We start from the raw sequence: 19,917 nt of genomic DNA, 5'->3' as shown, positions 1-19,917 counted from the left end.
CACTCCGCTCTATACAAACCGGCACCAGCGTCTCTGCCTGTACGCCCAGCCTTCTTAAATAATACGCTAATTGATTACTCCGTTCATGCAGAGCGGCATAAGTAACCTCCTCATCTCCGAATACCAGTGCAATCCCATCCGGTGTTTTCCCCACCTGTTCTTCAAACAGATCCAATAATGTTTTGTCCGGATAAGCTATCTCCGTGTCGTTAAACACTCCGAGGATCATGCGCTCTTCCGTAGCAGGTAATACTTTTAAAGAGGAAATATTGCCTGCAATCCCCTCACTGAATTGATCCAGTATAAACAGAATGCGTTGGGTCAATAACGTTATTTCCTCACTGGAAAAATACTTATACTGGAAATCTACGCACAGTCGCAGGGCCTTATCTCCGCCGTAATCAAACCAGCACATAGACAACGGAGTTTGAGCATACCGGCTGACCAACGATACAATTTCGCTATCCGTTTCGGGTAACAGATTTTCAAAATCGTGGAGTGCGTAATTAACAATGATATCAAATATCCTTTCATTAGCGGAATGTCCTACCTTCTTTAGCTCCCGGCGAAGATCGATACCTGTATATTTCGCATGTTTGTAGTCCCCAAGCTGCACCTTCCGGATAGCTTTTAGCAGATCTTCCAAAACAGGATCACCAGATAGTTCAAAAACAAACGGATTTATCTTTGTGAACATACCCACCATATCATATTGCTGCTTGTTCTCTCTATTATGTATCGGACAGCCAAAAACAAATCGCGTTTTCCGGGACAACCTGTTATAATAAATGATGAACGCAGCTAGTAGTAAATTCTGAAGGCTTAATCCTTTTAGCGAACAGAAAGATTTAAGGCGCGTACTCATTTCTCCGGGCAAATCCACCAACAACCGGTCACTATTAACGGGATTGATTTCATATTGGGGATTATTAGCTTGCAGCAGTGGCGTTGGCAGTGCATTAAATTTTCCGAGCCAATAAGGGATCGCTTTTTTATAGGTGGAACTGCTTAAAAATGCTATCGCTTTCGTAGATTCTTCAAAATATCCTGTCGTAGTGGGAACGCCAGGGATAGTAGCACCAGAAAAAGTGGTATTGTATTTCTCCGAAATTGCTCTTATCAGATTTCTTATACCATAGCAATCCAGTACCAGGTGATGTGCTTTGAAATAATACCAGTATTCTGTTTCAGAAATTTTAAGCAATTTATGCTGCCATAAAATTTCGCCATAAATATCAAACGGGCGCTCCATTTCGATACCAGTCCATTTTCCGGCCAATTGATCTGGAAAGTCAAAGCTACTGAAATCAAGTATTTCCAATGGCGTATCTTCCTCCTTATGCCATGTAAAAAAGGGTTCATGGTCATTTGCGCCAACACGTGTATGAAAGATATCGATCTGATGAATGACAGAAGAAGCTGCATGAATAAAATTAGCCACCTCCAATTTTCCTGTATACTTCAGATAGCCGCCCAGATTATAATGGGTTTTGCTCAGATCAATTACCTGGTCGTAATATATTTCCAACTGAGAAGGATGAAGCGGGAACATTTTTATATCCATAAACGGGGTATGGGGTTATCTCAATTAATCGATAGCAACCTGTTGTTGAAGATGTGCTGCAAGCTTTCGAATGGTAGGAAATTCCAGTATCGCTGTTTCTGAAATCTCACTGTTAAAATAAATCTCTAATTGTCCGATCAGGTGAATTGATCTCAGGGAGTCAAATCCATAATCGAGAATATTTCTATCCGGGTCTATTTGGGATAACTCAATATCAGTAATCTCTGCCACTTGTTCAGAGATTACTGATATGATTTCCACGACCGTATATTTTGTCATAGCATATTTGTTTCAGTAATCAAACGGTCAATACTGGGGCGCGCAATCAAACCAATTGTCGCTCGTACATGATTTCTTTTTCCCCGAAGAGGCGTTCCGCAATGATGTCTCTTTCTGTACAGAATTCGACCAGTTTATTCGACTGAACAATCGGGTTGGAGTCGTCGGTATATTTTATGCTGCTGATAAATTCTATCCATGGCTCCTGTCCCATAGCATACACATAAATTTCCTTCGGTTTAAAGATATCGACCAGCGACATTCCCTTGGCACAATCTGAGCCGGCAAGTCTCCTGCTTCCATCCTGATCACGGGAAAGCCTCGTGGTCATCAGCGGACCATATAGCCACGTTAATGGAGCTCCGTCACATTCCATTCCCAAAAAGATGACATCTACATCTCCGATGGCCTTATGAATATGCTTATACAAGGCAGGTTCCATTATCCTGGAATCAGCCATAAACAATAATTTAAAGTTATCTATCTGTACATGAAAACATGACTTGGTAAGGATATTTAGATCACTGTGTTCTCCCATAAATGGCAATCCTGTAATTACAGCATCAGAAAACTGAACGCTTTCCATCTCCTCAATAGTCGTCACGTTATTAAATCCAATACTGTTAAACATAAGCTTCAGATCCGGATCTTCCAGTTTACCGCTATTAGAACCAGGCACAATCAGATTTTTGATCCTATGGCGCAAAGGCAGTAATGTTTCAAATAAAATATGATCCTGATGATTATGCGTGATCAAAACATAGTCTATCTCATCCGGTAAATCGGCAAATGAAAAATGCTCCACATCGGAATCATATCCGTAATAACTGACCAGGGGATCTAATAAGATGCTCACATTCCTGGTTTCTACCAGGATACAGGCATGGCCGAAGTATCTCATGCGAATCTTATCTCCTTCATATTTCTTATATACAGGTGGCTCCTCCCTGGTGAAAAATGTTTCGAAGAGCGTGCTTTCGGCTGCTGTAATTCCTAATAAATCTCTTATATAGGCGATTGTTTGTGGCGCTCTGGTCATTTTCGCCAATTCATCTATTTGTGGGCTATCGAAGGGAATATTCAGATGAATGACATCTTTTTCATCCAGCCGCGGAGTACTTAAGCAAAAAGGTCTGTGATCATTATCCGTTACCCACAAAGCAATACTCTGGGACTCTTTCCTGTAGAATTCACTCCGGTACAGCAGTGATTCATACAATCTCATACCAGGGTTGTTGCTTCGGTCGTAATGCAATTCCACATATCCTTTCAGCAGATCAGGCACTTTCTCATATACCGACTCCAGACCAAATCCCCGGGCTTCTGATATCAGCATTTTATCCAGTTCCTTTATTGCCTTTGCAAAAGCAATAGATTTTTGCTGGTTTGCAATAGTTGTTTTACGTAATTCTTCTACTTCTTTCACCCTGTTATGCGGAAAATCCATAAAGGGACCACCTTTCAATTTAGGGTTTTGCACTGCCTGAAAATGAATATCCGGCTCCGAGATATAAGACTCCATGATTTTCAGATGCCGCTCCACGATGTTCATGGGTGCTGTGGCAGGAGAAATCAGATGGCTCCAGGCATACCACCTGTCATACAATGGTTCGATGACCACGTTTGGCTTAAGATAAAACGTTTCTTGACTCATAACTTTATTTTCAATAACTAATAGATAATTTACGCGCTATGATTTCCATTATTTTTTCCGGATAATCAAATATGAAAAAATGCTTTCCCGGCAATCGCTTAAAATCAACGCTTGCAAGGCTTTCCTTCCGCCATGATAAAATCTGTTCCTTCTCCATATCTTCTTCTGTACCCGTAATAACGGTAAAGGGAATATCCTGTGGATAAGAACCGTCATAGATATATGATTCACTCGCCTTGAAATCTGCCCTCAGAATCGGCTCAAAATAGTCCAGGATTTCCTCGTTGCACAACACCTCATCCGGACTTCCCTGCATATCCTTTATTTTTTCTAAAAACTTCCCTTTTTCAAGCAGATGCCATTTATTATTGTCCTTCCTTCCGGAGGGGCCGGCAGTTCCTGTGATAAACAAATGAGCAGCCGGCGGATGTCCATTCCCTATAAGTTTTCTTGAGAGAAGACAAGCCAGCAGACCTCCCATACTATGTCCATAGATGGCATATCTGCCGTACAGCATATCCTTCATCTGTTTGTACAGATCATCCGTCAGAGCGTCAATATCTGTGAGCAACTGCTCACTTATTCTCGTACCTCTTCCTGGATACTCAAGTGTAATAACTTCTATAAAGGGTTCAGCGACTTTTTCCAGTTTCCGGTAGCAGTATTTATTGCCTCCTGCAAAAGGCAGACAAAAAAGATGAAATTTCTCCATTCTGTGTTTACTGGGTTTTACGTCAATCCTGGTATTTTTAGCCCTTGAAATTCTGCTGTTCATCAGGGCTTTTGCTATTTCTGACCTGCAAATTTCCCGGTTCTGACAAGGAGAGATACATTTGTTCTACAAACTGAAAATATCAAACCAATGGAACGACCATCCAATTTGCTTATTGAGACTTCTAACCTGAATTTCGGTTTCAGCGAAAAAGAACAGCTTTTAAAAAACTTAAACATAAAGGTTGAAAAAGGCGCCATCTATGGCTTTCTTGGCCCTAACGGCGCTGGAAAAACAACGACCATTCGCTTGCTACTGGGCTTACTTCCTGAATCTAGTCCTGCTATCAGGCTTTTTGGAAGCCGCCTCTCAGAGAACCGCATGCAGATACTCTCCAAAATTGGTTCCCTGATAGAACAGCCTTCTCTCTATGAACACCTCTCCGGCTGGGATAACATGGAAATCACGCGGATTGTCCGGAAAGTAGACCCCAAAAGGATTTCTGAAGTATTAAGGCTCGTAAGGTTGACAGATGCCGCTCACCGGAAAGTAAAAACCTATTCAATGGGAATGAAGCAACGGTTAGGTGTTGCGCTCGCGTTACTTTCAAACCCAGATCTTCTGATCCTCGATGAACCCGTAAATGGATTAGATCCTGCAGGTATTATTGAAACGAGAGAGTTACTGCTGAGTCTCAATAAAGAACTGGGGATTACCATCTTTCTATCCAGTCATCTGCTGTCTGAAATAGAAAAGCTAGTCACACATATCGGCATTATTAACAAAGGGTCATTGATTTTCCAGGGCACTGTAGAAGAACTTAAACAAATCAACAGGAACGCCAATGTTATCCAAATTAAGACAGACAATAATTCCAAAGCTATCTTCCTGTTGGAAAAAAAATATAATGTAGTTAATAAAGAACAGCACATGCTGGAAGTTCCATTTGAAAATAATGAGCAGGTGGCATCCATCGCCAAACTACTTGTGACGGCAGATCTGGGTATTCACCTATTGTATGTATCCAGCAAGGATCTGGAAAATACATTTATAAATTTCATAGAAAAGAATAACTAATTAATATCGTCAACATGCAATTTCAAACAGAAGTACTTAAAATAAAAAACAATTTTATCCTGTGGCTCATTGCAGCGGCGGCCTTCCTCGTTCCCTTGCTGACCACTTTTGATTTCATAGAACATGCAAAAGACGTAATGGCCGCTCAAAGCAATCCATGGCATGATTTCTGGAAAGAGGCAATTAAAGGATTCACCGTGTTTGTTGGCCCCCTTGTTATCGTTATGGTGACCTGTATGTACATCAACATTGAACATAAATACAATGCCTGGAAGTACTTGCTCACTTTACCCCAGAAAAAGAGTACAGTTTATTTTAACAAGCTATTGATGAACCTCCTCCTTCTTTCCCTCCTCTATGTTGTGTTTCTCTTATTCTTCTTTTTAGATGGTATCCTGCTGGGATTAGCATTTCCTAAAATGGGCTTCCTTACTCATCTACCGGACTTTAGCCTGATATTTTACATGGCATTCAGAACATTGATTGCTTTCCTCGGAATATTAGCGATTCATTTCTGGTTGAGCATCAGGATCAAAAACATGTTTATCAATATAGGCATCGGCCTGTTCGGTATTTGTGTCGCTATCTTGCTTTACAGAAAAATGGAAAAAGCGGTCTATTATCCTTATATCGATGGACTGCTGACAGTATTCTATAAATACCCGGAGCAAGGCTTCATCGCCAAAAACGAAATCTATAGCTTATGTGTATTCCTGTTCATTTCTTTCCTGAGCTATTTCGATTTCACTAAAAGATTTCGGGGATAAGTCAGAATATGCGCCTTATGCAGGCTTAACCTCCATAATCTGCAGTTCCTCCGCTCTCTTTAAAATGTTGATATTTTTCAGGGCAAACCCATTATATCCATTAATTCGCTGCACTATTTCATAAATAAAAAACGGACGGTCGCTGATAGGTTTAATGAATTTTTGAAGCAGATATGTTTCGCCCTCTTTATCGATCAGGATATTATTCTTTTGAAGAGAATCAATGTCCACGTCTTTAAAGTCCTCGTTAACACGAAGCAGCTCATAGTAGGAAGCAGGGAAAGTCACAAAATCAACACCTCTTTCCAATAACAACCTGGTCGTTTGAACAAGATCCTCCGTACTAAATGCAAGATGATGAATGCCCGGGCCGAATTCGCTTATATTACGCTGCACCTTTGAAGTAGGAGAACACGAAGTCGGCTCGGCAATTACCAGTGTCAAACTACCATTACGCGACTGGTTAATGTTCAAAATCATCCCTGTCTTGTTTTCTTCGCTTTCTCCGAAAGTCTGTACCAGTGAAGTTCCTAAAATATTATTCAGGTAACTGGACCAGAATTTACTTTCATTCACCCTCAGCTCGCTGGCTATATGATCTATATTTTCCAACAGCGGTTCATGATAAGCCGGCGATCCCGATGCTTTGTACCCTGGTTTAAAAACACCGCAATAATTACTCCTGTTAACGAATACAATTTCACAGTCATCATACAGCTTCACAGAAGCTTCCTCAATATATCCTGACGCATCTTCCTTTTTACAGGGAGCCTTGACAGGAACACCTCCGTTTGATATACACCTGTTAAAAACTGCTTCCACATCAGCTACATGGAGGCAGATTTTTTTTACCCCGCAAAAATGCTGTGCTATAAACAGAGATACGTCTGCATTTGCCGCTGTATTGGCTACAGGATAGGTCCCCGTCAGGACAAGCCGGATATTTTTGCTGGTTAGTACATATGATGACAGGTTCTGTTCCCCTGTTTCATTATTCGCATATGCACTAAGAGAGAAGCCCAAGGCATGTTCATGCCAATAGCTTAATACCTTTGCCATAGGCGTATATATCTCGATGTGATCCACCGAAAACTCTTCCGGAAATTTCTTCTCCATAAAATTAATTTAACATCAATGATAGTCTCTTAGCGCCAGCATCTACCTGAAGTCGGAGTGCATTACGGACCTCTTCTACCGTGATTAAATTCATACATTCATGCCCGTAAGGACAGGCATGTTGACGCAAGTAATAAAAGCAGGGCGAACACTCAATACCCTTGTAGATATTTATATTATTATCATGCCCCCAGTATACCGGACTGGAATCTCCAAATAACACGACGCCAGGTAATCCGAATGCATTGGTGGCATGGGAGAGGCTTGAATCTACGCCAACAAAAGACGCCGCATACTTCAACAAGCAGTTGGCTTCCCTTAATGTAGTCTTACCCCTCCAGTCAATGGCTCCTTTTATAGAAGGCTCTTTAGCCGTACCTAACTGTATGAATGTACATTCCGGCAATTCCGTGACCAACTGTTCCCATCGTTCTTTGGGCCAGTGATGATTAACGGATGCTTTCGAGAAAACATGTAACAACACGACCTTCTTGAATGGCGCCAGCATAAACCGGGCTTTTCTTTCCTCTACTTCTGTAAAGAACATTTGTACCCTCGTATCTTTAAGGTCTATGCTGAGGTCAGCAAATATTTCAGGTACTATTTCTTTTACACTTTTATTATATAACCAGGTAGGTGGGATATGCTGAAAGTAAAGTGTATAATACTTTATATCCTTCTTGTTTATAAACGCTTTCAGCATATCTGCCGGATACCGCCACAAATAGCGGGCAGCAGACGACTGTATGAATCTTTGACTCACCAACCTGACCTCATCTATATTAGGGTTATGTAATAACACATCCCTGTGTTCAGGCCTGCCACAGTATACTATCAACCTGTGATTTCGGTAAGCTTCCCTGATGGCGCTGAATGTGGGTGTACAAACAAGCACATCGCCTATTCCTCCCCAGGTAATCACACTGATATCTTTATTCATGGATCATCCATTTTAATGTTTTCAGAATACCGGCATACTTCCTTTTTTCTGCATCCAGAAATAAGCACACCTTAGGTCTTCTGTTGAAAAAAGCCAGCCTGAGTTCTTTGGAAATTTGCTGGTCGATGATCACGATCCTCTTTTCCACCTCGGCGATCCTGGCGGAGATCTCCTCTGCATTTCTGGTCATTTTTATTTTCATGATATCTCCTCTCTCATTTTCTCTGTTAAAAGGGAAAGTTGTCCTTCATTCATATGTTTACGGTATTTCAAATATGCCGCTAACTGCGCTACTCCTTTTTCTATACGCTCTAAAGACAAATTTGAAAACGTCAGTCTAATCTCCTTCTCTCCACCTTTCTTCAGATAGAAAAACCGCATAGGACAGAATATAACATTGAACTTACCGGCACTTTCCACCACGCTGTCGATGTTTACCTCAAATGGCAGTGTCATCTTAATAAAAAAACCTCCATCCGGTGTTTCCCATTTAATATCATTTCCCCAATCATGTAACCCGATATAATGATGAAGCGCATTGATCATACCATCTCTCTTTCTTTTATAGCTTTCATACTTAGGCTTACTCCATTCACTCAAACTAGCTCCCAACTCCAATAAAACGCCCCCCACAATTGCCTGACTAATGGTAGAAGTGTTATTTGTAAGCTGTGCTTTCACCTTCACCATTTCATCAATTAACGAAACATTGTTCCCCATATCATTTTCTACCTGTTGGTCCGCGGCAATCATACCAACCCTTAATCCGGGGAACAGCGACTTTGAAAATGAGCCCACGTATATCACCCTGTTGTATCTGTCGAGTGATTTGAGCGTCGGATTTTTCTTTTGCAGATAGGTAAAGCTGTTATATACACTATCTTCAATAATCAGGAAATTATATCTTTTCGCCAGCTCCAGTAGTTTAAGACGATTACCTATTGGCATACAGGAACCTGTTGGATTCTGATAGTCCGGGATCACATAAAGTAGCTTTACCCGCTTACCGGCATGGTGCAATACGATAATTTTTTCTTTTAAAGCAGTCAGGTTAATCCCCTCCTGATCTATCGGTACACCTTCAATAGGGTAGTTAAATATTTTGGTGAATGAGCTGATGCCAATATAACTTGGATCTTCAATCAACACTACATCTTTATCATTATTGCAAATGGTGGATACGATAATCGCAAATGCCTCCTGGGCCCCTACCGTTATCAATATATGATCACCACTAACATTAATATTCTCATCATTTCTCAAATAATCAGATACAAGGTCATTAATGATACCTTTGGTTTTATTATACTGCCCGATTTTATTAACAACATGCGTGATTTGTTCTCCTGTAATACGGGCGCTATGGTCAACAAATGTTTTAAATTTAAGCAGCTGCTCCTCTATATTAAAAAACGACTCATCCGGCTGCCCTGCCACAAATGAGTATGCATCCGGAAACCTGAATTGAATATCATTCAGGAAACCAATTACATTATTAAATCCGCTCCCAATGTTCGCATTTAATGAATAATTTCTCAGTGTATTGTCCTGATCAGGAAGCAACAAGTGCTCTATCAGTCTATTTTCCAGATCTCCGATACAATCAAACAAGTGATCAAATGAATCTATCACAAAATACTCAGACTGTATCTTATAGCTATCCATATTGGTGGTGAAAATATGTCCCAGATCAAAACGGTGCTTGGGAATATTTTCATGCTGAATATTTCTCATTTCTTCTGATGATGTAATAATGGCTCCTCCATATGGTTTAATAGCTCCCTCCTCATTGATCAAGCCCATTTCATATGTGAACCAGTACAGTCGACCCAGAAATTCAACCGCTTTATCGTTATTAATATATTTCAAAGCGATGGTACTATACGCGCTGAGAAATTTAATAAACTTCTCATTTGTCAATAACGGCAAATGGCCGAATACATCATGAAAAATATCAGGCTGTTCGCTAAAATCAAGTTCCCATGGCTTTCTGATATAGATCGTCACCGGGTATTGTTTGTTTATAAGTAAATAGAAAAAATCTTTTGTAGGTATCAGGCCGGTTACCGGCACAAGCGTCCATCCGGATATGGATTCGATCCTTTCACTCACCTCCTCGATCCGGATTACTTTCCCTTTGTCCAGTTGCAATTTCTCCAGCCCTTCCAGGTATTCCTTAGCCATCATATCACTTCTCATGCCACTATGCTTTTCACATAGCCTGATCCAGGTTTCATGATCTTCCTGTTGGTACATGTGGTAGTCTTGGTTAACGATATTGCGACTCATATTATTTGGTATTAATTTTAAGAACAATTTTATCGGGATGATATGGGGACTTTCAACCAGGGCCATTCGTCAGAACGCTGGTCATCTCAGAGGATTTTACCTGGATTAAGAATACCTTTTGGGTCCAGTATATCTTTGATACTTTTCATCAACTGCAAATGGGTGTCAGAGAATTGTAGCCGCATAAATTCCTTTTGTAAAATACCGATACCATGCTCTCCTGATATCACTCCACCAATGGCGAGGGCATATTCATATATCTGATAAACGGCCATCTTAAATTCATCTGTTTCTGAGTAGCCCGCCGTCTTGTTACCAAACAGCATCGTATGCAGATTACCATCCAGTGCATGGCCAAAGCAAGCCACTGACACATTAAGCCTACTACATATTACTTCTACCTGCTGTAAAAAATCATACAATGCGGATACAGGAACGGTAACATCAATATCCCGGTAACTATACCCGCGGCTGGTCAACGCATACCCGATACTAAAGCGCAGCTTCATTAATTCGGCCCTTTCGCGCTCCGTAGATGCCACCAGGATCTCTTCGGTGGTTCTTTGTTCCAACAGCGGTAGCAAATCTGCCATGCAATCATTAATTCTGGCATCATTATTTTCTTCCAACGCCACCAGCAAATGTGCTTTTATGTGCTCTTCTACCAGGGGCATTGTTTTGTTTAGTGATGCAGCCGTGAAGCGCAAAGCATTTTCTGTGATCAGCTCTACAGCTGAAGGAAGAAAATTAAGTCGCTTGATGGCCACAATGGCATCGCAAGCCTCCCTCAAATTGGTAAATGCTGTCAGCAGCAATATCCGTTTTGTGGGAGCAGGTAATAGTTTGTAAACAATTTTAGTAATAATACCCATAGTCCCTTCCGTACCAATGAATAATTGCGTCAGGTTTAACCCCACTGACTTCTTTTGAATATTGGTGGAGGTCCAGATGATTACTCCTGTTGTCAAAACGACTTCCAGGTTCAATACATACTCAGCAGTCTTCCCATATTTACAGGAATTAATACTCCCTGCATTTTCAGCTACATTACCACCAATGAACGAAAATGAGCTGCTGGAAGGAGCTACAGGAAAATAAAGTCCCTCCTGTTCTACCACCTTGCATAAATCGGCCGTAACCACACCTGATTCAGCGACCACATAACGTTCCTCCTTATTGATATTGATCACCTTATTCAGGCGCTCCAGCGACAATACAATACCACCTTGAATGGGTAAGGCACCACCAGTAACTCCACTCCCACCGCCCCTGGGTGTTATCGGGATATTATAGGTGCCCCCCAGCTTTAATATTTCAGCTATCTCAGCCGAATTTCCTGGTTTGACAAGTATATCAAAACAATATTTTCCGGAAAGGGATTGATCAGCTTCATAAGGCAACAGATCGTCACGCTCCGCAAAAACGTAAGCTACTCCGCAGATGGATATCAATGATTCTAAAATAGATGTCTGATGATGTATCATATTTTATATCATTCTGTTTGATAAAAATCACTTAAAATATTTCGTCTGACGGGAGAATATTCGTTGCACCAACGGCATTCCTCTTATTGGAATAAAGACTTCTGCCTGTATACTATCCGGTAGCCTTTCATCTTTAGCAACCCCCTCCGGCAGAAAAATAACAACCGGGGTATGATTGCCTATTTTTTGAGGAAGTATGGCCTTTACTGACAGATGATCTGATTGAGGAAGCCCCTGCAGTGTAAGTGTCACCTGCGCGCCGCCGGTCACCTGCCTACAGATTTCTTCCGGAAGCAACAGCTCTGCAGTGTACATGCTGTCATCAGGATGTTGCCGGACCACGACTACTCTTGCCGTCATCACATCAGGGTAGGCAATCTGATTGAGAATCGCGATTACCAGGAAAACAATGAAGATCAATATAAAAAAAGCACTTCTCTTCAACACAGCGGCGTTACTGGCAGTCAAATCAGGTTCTTGCCAGGGAACCGGCATTGGGGACATTTTCCCATTCATTTTCTCATTTTTCATAAGCCGCAGAATTTCATGTGCCTAGTTCAAGTTGATTCCTTACCAATTCAAAGTAGCTTCCTTTTAAGGAAGCGAGTGACTGATGGCTGCCTTCTTCAATGATACATCCTTTATGAAGTACAATTATCTTATCCGCATTTTTTACAGTACTAAGCCGGTGTGCCACAACGACGACGGTACGATTCCGGAAAAAAGACTGCAGATTATTGATAATGATCTGCTCATTATTTGCATCAAGCGCATTCGTAGACTCATCGAAAAAAAGGTATTCCGGGTTTTTATATACTGCACGAGCAATAAGCAAACGTTGTTTTTGACCCTGACTCATGCCCGTTCCGTTTACTCCCAGCCTCGTATTAAAACCATCCGGAAGAGATTCAATAAAAGGCAACAGATTGGCTGTTACGCAAGCAGCTAACAAACGATCCTGATCCGCTTCTCCGAATTCAACGGTTATGTTTTTGCCAATTGTGTCGTTAAAAATATAGCCATCCTGCAAAACTGCGCCACAGTGTTTTCGCCAGAAAGATGGGCTGATCTCCCGGAAGTGCTGGTCACCAATAAAGATATCTCCTGTATATTGCTCGTAAAACTTTAACAGCAGCTTGAGCAAAGTGGTTTTCCCACTACCGCTTACTCCTACAATGGCAGTTATTTTACCTTCAGGGATTTCAAGTTGTACATCATGCAAAACCGGGGTTTGTGCATTTCCGGGGTAAAAAAAAGAAACATTCTTCAAAACTATGGTACGATCAGAGGGAAGGGAATAATCCAGACCAGCTTCCGCGGATTCCTCATCTTTCAATTGATGTACTTCATTCAGGCGCTCCATGCTCATTTTGGCATCCTGTGCTACCTGCACAAAACTAATAAATTGTTCCACCGGACCGTTCAATTGACCGATAATATATTGTATAGCCAGCATAGACCCCAGCGTAAGCTTTCCCTGTATCACAAGGCTGGCAACTATAAAAGTAATAGCCACATTTTTTCCCTGACTGATAAATACCGCCCCCATGCTCTGTAGCTGTCCATAGGTAAGACTTTTAAAATTGAGCTTAAATATCTGCACCTGTGCAATCTCCCATTCCCAACGCTTAATCTGGGCTGCATTTTGCAACCGGATTTCCTGCATTCCCTGTACCATCTGGAGTGTGGCATTGTTTTCTTTGGATGAGGCATGAAATAGCTGGTAATTAATTTTTCTGCGTATAGGCAGAAACAACATCATCCAGAGAAAGTATAATGTCATTCCTGCAGAGAAAACTAGGAATAAGTACAAGTGATACATCATTAACACAACCGCGAACACTATAAAATTAACACATGCAAATAAGGTATTTAATGCTGGTCCTGTGAAAAAATTTTGTATCTGTTTATTGTCATTTACCCGTTGCATAATCTCACCGGTATGCTGCCGATCGAAGTATGCAAGTGGTAAATGGGTAAGTTTGATCCAGAAATCTGACAATATATCAATGTTGGCAACAGTAGAGATATGCAGTAACAATCTCTTTCGTATGAAATCCGCTGTTACCAAACTAAATATTAACATACACTCTGCGGCAAGAATCACAGAAATATAATGAAGGTCCTTCATCTTGATTCCAACGTCAACAGTGGCTTGCATCAGGAAAGGAAAAACAAGTTGAAGAAATGAGGTGATAAACAATGCCAGGAATACCTGCCAAACCAGAAATCCGGATTGACGAAAATAATTTAACACCAGTTTCCAGTTTAATCTACTTTCTGTTGTTGTAGCAACTTGCTTTAATTTATTATCAAAGTTGAACGATGGCTTCAGCATCAACACCACATCCCCATCTTTGAGCTGTTTCCACAGCTCTTTTACCTGCCCGGTAGTATAGCTGACGGGATTACTGTCAACAAGGTCTTTCATCCGAAAAGTACGCCATCTGCCATAGCCTCTTCCTTTCATCAGCAAGTTATACCTGTTGCTAATCAAACATATGCAGGGAAAATGAACTTCCGTTACCAGTTGGCGAAAATCCGGGCGTATGCACCTTGTTCTGAAACCTAACTTTTCAGCGGCTTCGCTGATAAGCATAATATTTGCAGTATCGTGTTCAAGACCTGTGAGGTGCAGAAACGTGCTCTCCGTGTATACCTTTCCATAGTGTCTGGTGATCAGATATAGACTAGCAGTTCCATTGCTAAAAGATGGAAATTTATCGAACTGCTGTTGACTTTTCAACATTCCCCYTTTTATTTAATTGTGATACCAGATGCTCTCTGATGCCGTTCTTCTATAGACCTATTCCCATTTCCGGATATAAATTTGATATGCGAACACTGCATTTAACAGGAGACAACATAGCAGTAATCTGCGTATTTGAATGCGCTATATTAACTTATGGAAGGTTTTGGAAAAAGCGAATTAGAGGGCACAGTAACCAAAAGGCTTCTATTCAACAGATGAATATGTATAAGAATATTGTCTCTTCCCTTATATTGCACCACTTCTCCTGAAACTCCCGACAGTGGACCATTGCAAACACATATAGTTTCACCAGGAAGGAAAGATCCCTCACATATTTCTATTTCACTTCCACTGTTGATACTAAGTTGTATGTTCCTTATGATATCGTCACTAACCTGTGCGATGTCCTTCCCAAATTTGAGATAATAAAGCGTGCCTTCCGTTTCCATGCCGACGTAATATGTCTGTAGATCTCTCAGGTAGATAAAGATATAAGAAGGGAATAGGGGCCTTTCGATAAGCTTTTTTCTATCCTTCCATTGAATTAATCCTTTAATTGTGGGTAGGTAGTATTCAATGCCTTGGTTTTCTAACCGTTGGGCAACTTTTTTTTCCTGATTGGGACGGGTATATATGATATACCAACCCTGACGAAATCGAGTCATATAAACAATGTTTAATGTGCTATCCCGGGATGTTCAAAAGAAGATTCCTTGAGGAAGGAACGTGAAAAAGGGCTGTTAATGGTTATTTATTCGCGTGTGTTATACTACATTCTGGTAGATATTTATATTCATAAATCAGCGTGATTTAAAAGTGCACAGCTATCGCTACAACCAACGTATTTACCTGTTAAAGTAAACTGCAGAAATGGTTGCAAGGGTATTCTACATGGGTCATAAAATTTTTAATATCAGAAAGCCATAGCTATCGATGAAATCTGCTAAATATTGGCATTTTAATCAGAATGGTTGAAAAGTGTGCAGCTTTCGCTACTACCAATCACATTTAATAATTATAAAAAACTGTAGGAACATTAACATGGATATTTACACAAGGGGCGCAAAATCTGAAACAATCCGAAAGCTGCATAGCTAGCGCTACAACCAACTACATTTTTAACTTCAGAAAACTGCTGGAACATTAATAAGGGCGTTACATAAGGGTTTTAAAATTTGGAATAATCTGAAAGCTGCATAGCTATCGCTACAGTCTGTTACATATTGACACATTATGCACAAACCGTTGGCGTTAATTTTAAAGGGGAACTATTGCTATATCTAATGCTAAAATTGGTCGTAACAAAAAATTAACCACTCACAAATTCTTCCCATTGTTCATTTATAATTCTCAATGAAATTCTATTGATGGTCAAAAAATATTTGCTGTTATTTATAACAATAATTGTGTCGTTGACAATGTTGACATAATAATAGTTATTTTTTTGAATTAATAAAAATTTTTTAATCGCAGTTGATGCATTGTTTTCGACGCCTACCCACGCTGCAGCTCAGCTACATGTCATCTTTAATTATTAAAATTTTTACACAGCAAATTACCATGAGATTCTGAATTTTTCTCAGAATTTTGTTTTGATTTTCATTCTGAATTTTCTCTGAATTTATTCGGAATTTATTCTTAATTATACCAGAATCTATTCGGAATAAATTCCGAATAGATTCTGAATTTACTAAGAACTCATTCTGAACTTATACTGAACTTATACTGAACTTATTTCCTAACTGCATACGGAATACCAGTTCCATTGGAGCAGGATATCATGAAGGCATTGTCTGCAAATTCCTTCTGCTGATTATATACGGTAAGGTTGGAGGAAAGCAATTTCTGTAAGCTGGCGTTGAGTTCGTGAAACTCTGTGATTCCGGTTCTTTTAAAGGCTATATTATCAGGACCATCAAGATCAAAAGATTTCATTTGTTCCAGTATTTTATAAAATGGTTGCCGTATACGCTTTGATAGCCGGCGATTCAAAAAAATCAGAGCGGCCAACAGGACGCCGAAAAAGAGAGCACTTAACATTGTTACGGCCTGAATGATCAATAAACTATCTTCCCGGCTTGCTTCTGGTGTAACCAGTACTTTATGTTCATCCAATTCTTATTGCCAAAAGCGGCTGATTGAAAAATAATACATAGGAATGCTGCAGACCAGTACGATCCCCATATAAAGAATAATTTTGTTCAGAGAGTAATTGAGTAGTTTACTCATGCTTCCCATTTATATCCGCTTCCATAAATTGTTCGAAGATAATTCCCATATTCAGCATCAGTAAGCTTCTTTTTCAAATTTTTGATGTGAGCATATACAAAATCATAACTATCAAACACTGCGGTCATATCTCCGGAAATGTGTTCAGCCAAAGCAACTTTAGAGATCACTCGGTTAGCATTGCTGATGAAGTACATCAACAATCCAAACTCTTTTTTTGTTAGCGCTAATTGCTGCCCGTTAACTGTCACCTCCTTCCCTAATACATCCACCTTTAATTCGTTTTGTTCTATTATATTAGCGTTTCCCAGTTGCCGTCTACGGATCAACGAGTATATTCTGGCAGCAAGTTCTGATAAATGAAACGGTTTGGAAAGATAATCGTCTGCTCCTATGTGCAGTCCCTTTATTTTATCATTGAGGGCGTTTTTAGCCGAAATAATAATTGTGCCGTCTTGCTTCTTCATCCGCTTCAACTCTTCAAGAATATCGTACCCATTGCCACCTGGAAGCATCAGGTCTAGCAAAATACAATCATAATCAAGCAGGGATATTTTCTCCATGGCTTGTATAAAAGTTACGGCATAATCACATACATATCCTTCCCCAGAAAGATAGATGCCCATGCCTCTGGCCAACTCCGTTTCATCTTCGACTATCAGAATTTTCATACAGTAAAATAGTGTTAGATTATGAATTTTTCTGAATTATTAAGGATATGTCCCTAAATACTTATCTAGTGGCTCAGGATGCCCCGCAATGGGCTATTGGCAATATCAGTAATGGAGGTATCTAAAGCCAATTTGCCAGCACAAATCTTTGGCTGGAATTTCCCACAGTTGATCTGCGAACACAGGATTTAACTGTATTTATCCAATGAAATGAAAAAAATAGGGGTGTAAAAACCATGAGGAGGTTATCATACAGGAAAAGAACTACGGTTGTGATATATTTGTTTCCACCGCCTTTTCACCCAATGGGGACGGATTGAATGACACTTTCAGACCGGTTGTTCACTGCGTAATTTCCAGCTATCAATTACGGGTTTATAATCGCTGGGAGCAGTTGATCTTTACAACTCAGACGCCAAGCATAGGCTGGGATGGCATGCTTGCTGGCGGCAGAAAAGCCGTCATGGGAAGCTATACCTGGATGATGGAATACAAGAGTCATGAAAACACAGATGCATTCAGGCAAACGGGGCTGTAACATTACTCCGTTAAGATCGTAAAACTTCATGCACTTTATTATCCCTTAATCTCCAAATTTTTAATAGTCAGCCGGATTATGCAGTAATACAACTAAAGATAATAGCTATAAATGCCGCAGGTATACTTCTGGATGATTCAAGAACGTGTGGGTAATTCGGTAGTGCTCAGTTTCTTTATATTCCACCGGTTGCATTCCATCTTCCTGAATTTCGTATAACAAAGCATTGGGAATGCCCATCAGTATCGGCGAATGGGTAGCAATGATGAACTGGGAATTATTACTTTTCAGGGCTTCCATGATAAAGGATATCAGCGATAACTGCTTTAGCGGGGAAAGCGCAGCTTCCGGTTCATCCAGCAGGTAAATACCCTGATCTGATATCCTAGTTTGTATAATTTTTAGATAGGCTTCTCCGTGAGAAAAGGCCTGCATGTTTTCTCCGTACTGTCTACGCATGTTTTGGAGCGCGTAATTCATGCTGTCTTTCATCTTTTCAATCACCGCATCGTCTACTTCTCCATCAAGGCTTCTCAGATCCTGGCTGATGCGGGTATTATGCAATTCAACACTATTGATAAAATCACTGAAATCCTCTGCGCGAAAGAAAAAGCCCTTGCTCGTTCTTCTGCCTGTTGTGATATCCAACCAGGGCAGCAGCAGTCGTGCTGCCTCAAAGCCCGGATGAGTTTTAATATGACCACCTATCAGCGGTATATCCATGTGGAGCGCAATACTTTCCAGCAGTGTTGACTTACCGGAACCGTTGTCTCCCACCATGATGGTTACCGCAGGATCAAGCTCGATGTTTCGTGCAAATTTTACTGCCGGTATATTGAACGGAAAAGGATGTTCTTTACCAGCATTAATCGAAAAGGATTTTAAATACGGCATAAATGGATGAATGGGTTTGCTTTAGCCAAATTATGCAATTTTTTGCCTGCTACGGGTACCTACTTCAAATTCTCCCTACTTAGTTGAAATTCTCTCAGAACACTCCATTTGACTTGCCCCTTCATCATGCTACTGGCCATGCCTGACTATCGAAGCAAGAAAATCATACGCTGGGCTGTAACACTACTCCGTTAAGGTTGTAAAACTTCATGCACCTAATTACCCCTAATCTCCAAATTTTTAATAGTCAGCCGGATTATGCAGGTCTATCTTAAATGGTACAATGGACACTACTTTTCTTAATTTTCATTAACTTCCACTACCACTGATTCCATAACCTCGGAAACCCATTAAGACATGAGCTTAAAAAAACGGCTATATTCCAATATGTTTTTCAGGAACATGCTGGCGGATCTGACTGGACGATTCAAGAGGCTTTAGTAAGCTTTGATATTCTTTCTGTGATCCCCTTGGATCTTCAATCTAATAAATACCAATCAAAAATTCGGCATCAAAAATCTCCTTCATTTTTTTTTAACATCATTTACTGCAGCATACAAAGAAAACAGAAACTATGAGTTATCATGATGACYACTTATAATAGTATAAATGACAAACAAAAAATCACTCGTTATTAAATCGTAATGTCATTGCGAATTTACAACTTCCTTTACAGTTCAAAATCCATGTTGGTCAAAGCARCAGTTAAGTTATAATATAAACAGTAAACCCTGGTAAGATGAGGTTAGAAAAATTTCAGAGAGATATATCCGTGGTAAGTTGTAATTCCAAAGACTTAATTAGTTCTTTGCTTCCTGCACTTTTCTTTGCTGGCAAATTTTGAAAAATAAAAAAGGCCCCTAAGAAGGAGCCTTTATAACTAATTGTAAATCAGGGTGCCCAGAACAGGAATCGAACCTGCACTCCCTTTCGAAAACAAGATTTTGAGTC

The 19,917-nt window shown here is 40.3% G+C and carries 18 protein-coding genes; 3 read left to right on the top strand and 15 right to left on the bottom strand.

Annotation, left to right across the window (positions count from 1 at the left end):
• The 4 genes from AC1DP6_RS35265 to AC1DP6_RS35250 form a co-directional block, all read right to left on the bottom strand.
• Positions 1-1,564 (bottom strand): condensation domain-containing protein (locus AC1DP6_RS35265; RefSeq protein ID WP_477059096.1); only part of this gene is annotated, 1,564 nt, incomplete at its 3' end.
• A gap of 24 nt (positions 1,565-1,588) precedes the next feature.
• Positions 1,589-1,843 carry an acyl carrier protein gene (locus AC1DP6_RS35260; protein ID WP_477059095.1) on the bottom strand — a complete coding sequence of 85 codons (255 nt, stop codon included), beginning with the start codon at positions 1,841-1,843 and terminating at the stop codon, positions 1,589-1,591.
• A 46-nt stretch (positions 1,844-1,889) separates the two neighbouring features.
• Positions 1,890-3,497 (bottom strand): MBL fold metallo-hydrolase, encoded by a 1,608-nt coding sequence (locus tag AC1DP6_RS35255; RefSeq protein ID WP_477059094.1) that lies wholly within the window; start codon positions 3,495-3,497, stop codon positions 1,890-1,892.
• A 10-nt stretch (positions 3,498-3,507) separates the two neighbouring features.
• Positions 3,508-4,272, bottom strand: coding sequence for a thioesterase II family protein (locus AC1DP6_RS35250; protein WP_477059093.1), 765 nt, complete (start codon positions 4,270-4,272; stop codon positions 3,508-3,510).
• Positions 4,273-4,359: 87 nt separating this feature from the next.
• Between AC1DP6_RS35250 and AC1DP6_RS35245 the strand changes: the two genes are divergently transcribed.
• Both AC1DP6_RS35245 and AC1DP6_RS35240 read left to right on the top strand, forming a co-directional pair.
• Positions 4,360-5,286 (top strand): ABC transporter ATP-binding protein, encoded by a 927-nt coding sequence (locus tag AC1DP6_RS35245; protein ID WP_477059092.1) that lies wholly within the window; start codon positions 4,360-4,362, stop codon positions 5,284-5,286.
• 14 nt (positions 5,287-5,300) lie between these two features.
• Positions 5,301-6,053: an ABC transporter permease gene (locus tag AC1DP6_RS35240; RefSeq protein WP_477059091.1), complete on the top strand. Its 753-nt coding sequence runs from the start codon at positions 5,301-5,303 to the stop codon at positions 6,051-6,053.
• A gap of 15 nt (positions 6,054-6,068) precedes the next feature.
• On the opposite strand, the gene AC1DP6_RS35235 is transcribed toward AC1DP6_RS35240, so the two are convergent.
• The 10 genes from AC1DP6_RS35235 to AC1DP6_RS35190 form a co-directional block, all read right to left on the bottom strand.
• The gene (locus AC1DP6_RS35235) at positions 6,069-7,169 is read right to left on the bottom strand and encodes a VOC family protein (protein WP_477059090.1); all 1,101 of its coding nucleotides are present in this window, start codon (positions 7,167-7,169) and stop codon (positions 6,069-6,071) included.
• 4 nt (positions 7,170-7,173) lie between these two features.
• A complete protein-coding gene (locus AC1DP6_RS35230; RefSeq protein WP_477059089.1) occupies positions 7,174-8,109 on the bottom strand; it encodes a glycosyltransferase family 9 protein in 936 nt (311 codons plus the stop codon).
• Positions 8,102-8,311 (bottom strand): hypothetical protein, encoded by a 210-nt coding sequence (locus AC1DP6_RS35225; protein ID WP_477059088.1) that lies wholly within the window; start codon positions 8,309-8,311, stop codon positions 8,102-8,104. The genes AC1DP6_RS35230 and AC1DP6_RS35225 overlap by 8 nt, the downstream gene beginning before the upstream one ends.
• Positions 8,308-10,398: a phenylalanine 4-monooxygenase gene (locus AC1DP6_RS35220; protein WP_477059087.1), complete on the bottom strand. Its 2,091-nt coding sequence runs from the start codon at positions 10,396-10,398 to the stop codon at positions 8,308-8,310. The genes AC1DP6_RS35225 and AC1DP6_RS35220 overlap by 4 nt, the downstream gene beginning before the upstream one ends.
• Positions 10,399-10,484: 86 nt before the next feature.
• On the bottom strand, positions 10,485-11,882 hold the full coding sequence (locus tag AC1DP6_RS35215; RefSeq protein WP_477059086.1) for an FAD-binding oxidoreductase: 1,398 nt from the start codon (positions 11,880-11,882) through the stop codon (positions 10,485-10,487).
• Positions 11,883-11,909: 27 nt separating this feature from the next.
• Positions 11,910-12,413 carry a hypothetical protein gene (locus AC1DP6_RS35210; RefSeq protein WP_477059085.1) on the bottom strand — a complete coding sequence of 168 codons (504 nt, stop codon included), beginning with the start codon at positions 12,411-12,413 and terminating at the stop codon, positions 11,910-11,912.
• Positions 12,414-12,426: 13 nt separating this feature from the next.
• The gene (locus tag AC1DP6_RS35205) at positions 12,427-14,631 is read right to left on the bottom strand and encodes a peptidase domain-containing ABC transporter (RefSeq protein WP_477059084.1); all 2,205 of its coding nucleotides are present in this window, start codon (positions 14,629-14,631) and stop codon (positions 12,427-12,429) included.
• Positions 14,632-14,780: 149 nt separating this feature from the next.
• On the bottom strand, positions 14,781-15,299 hold the full coding sequence (locus tag AC1DP6_RS35200) for a UpxY family transcription antiterminator (protein ID WP_477059083.1): 519 nt from the start codon (positions 15,297-15,299) through the stop codon (positions 14,781-14,783).
• Between the two features lie 1,066 nt (positions 15,300-16,365).
• Positions 16,366-16,569: a hypothetical protein gene (locus tag AC1DP6_RS35195; RefSeq protein ID WP_477059082.1), complete on the bottom strand. Its 204-nt coding sequence runs from the start codon at positions 16,567-16,569 to the stop codon at positions 16,366-16,368.
• A 290-nt stretch (positions 16,570-16,859) separates the two neighbouring features.
• Positions 16,860-17,534 (bottom strand): response regulator transcription factor, encoded by a 675-nt coding sequence (locus AC1DP6_RS35190; protein WP_477059081.1) that lies wholly within the window; start codon positions 17,532-17,534, stop codon positions 16,860-16,862.
• A 247-nt stretch (positions 17,535-17,781) separates the two neighbouring features.
• Between AC1DP6_RS35190 and AC1DP6_RS35185 the strand changes: the two genes are divergently transcribed.
• On the top strand, positions 17,782-18,072 hold the full coding sequence (locus AC1DP6_RS35185) for a T9SS type B sorting domain-containing protein (protein WP_477059097.1): 291 nt from the start codon (positions 17,782-17,784) through the stop codon (positions 18,070-18,072).
• 105 nt (positions 18,073-18,177) lie between these two features.
• Here the strand turns inward: AC1DP6_RS35185 and AC1DP6_RS35180 are convergent, their stop codons facing one another.
• Complete coding sequence (locus AC1DP6_RS35180; protein ID WP_477059080.1) at positions 18,178-18,966, bottom strand: AAA family ATPase; 789 nt, start codon at positions 18,964-18,966, stop codon at positions 18,178-18,180.
• Positions 18,967-19,917 lie beyond the last annotated feature (951 nt).

The organism is Chitinophaga sp. 01L420 (assembly GCF_056399985.1).
Note: the sequence above shows the minus strand (reverse complement) of the source record. Positions and strands in the feature narration are given on the sequence as shown.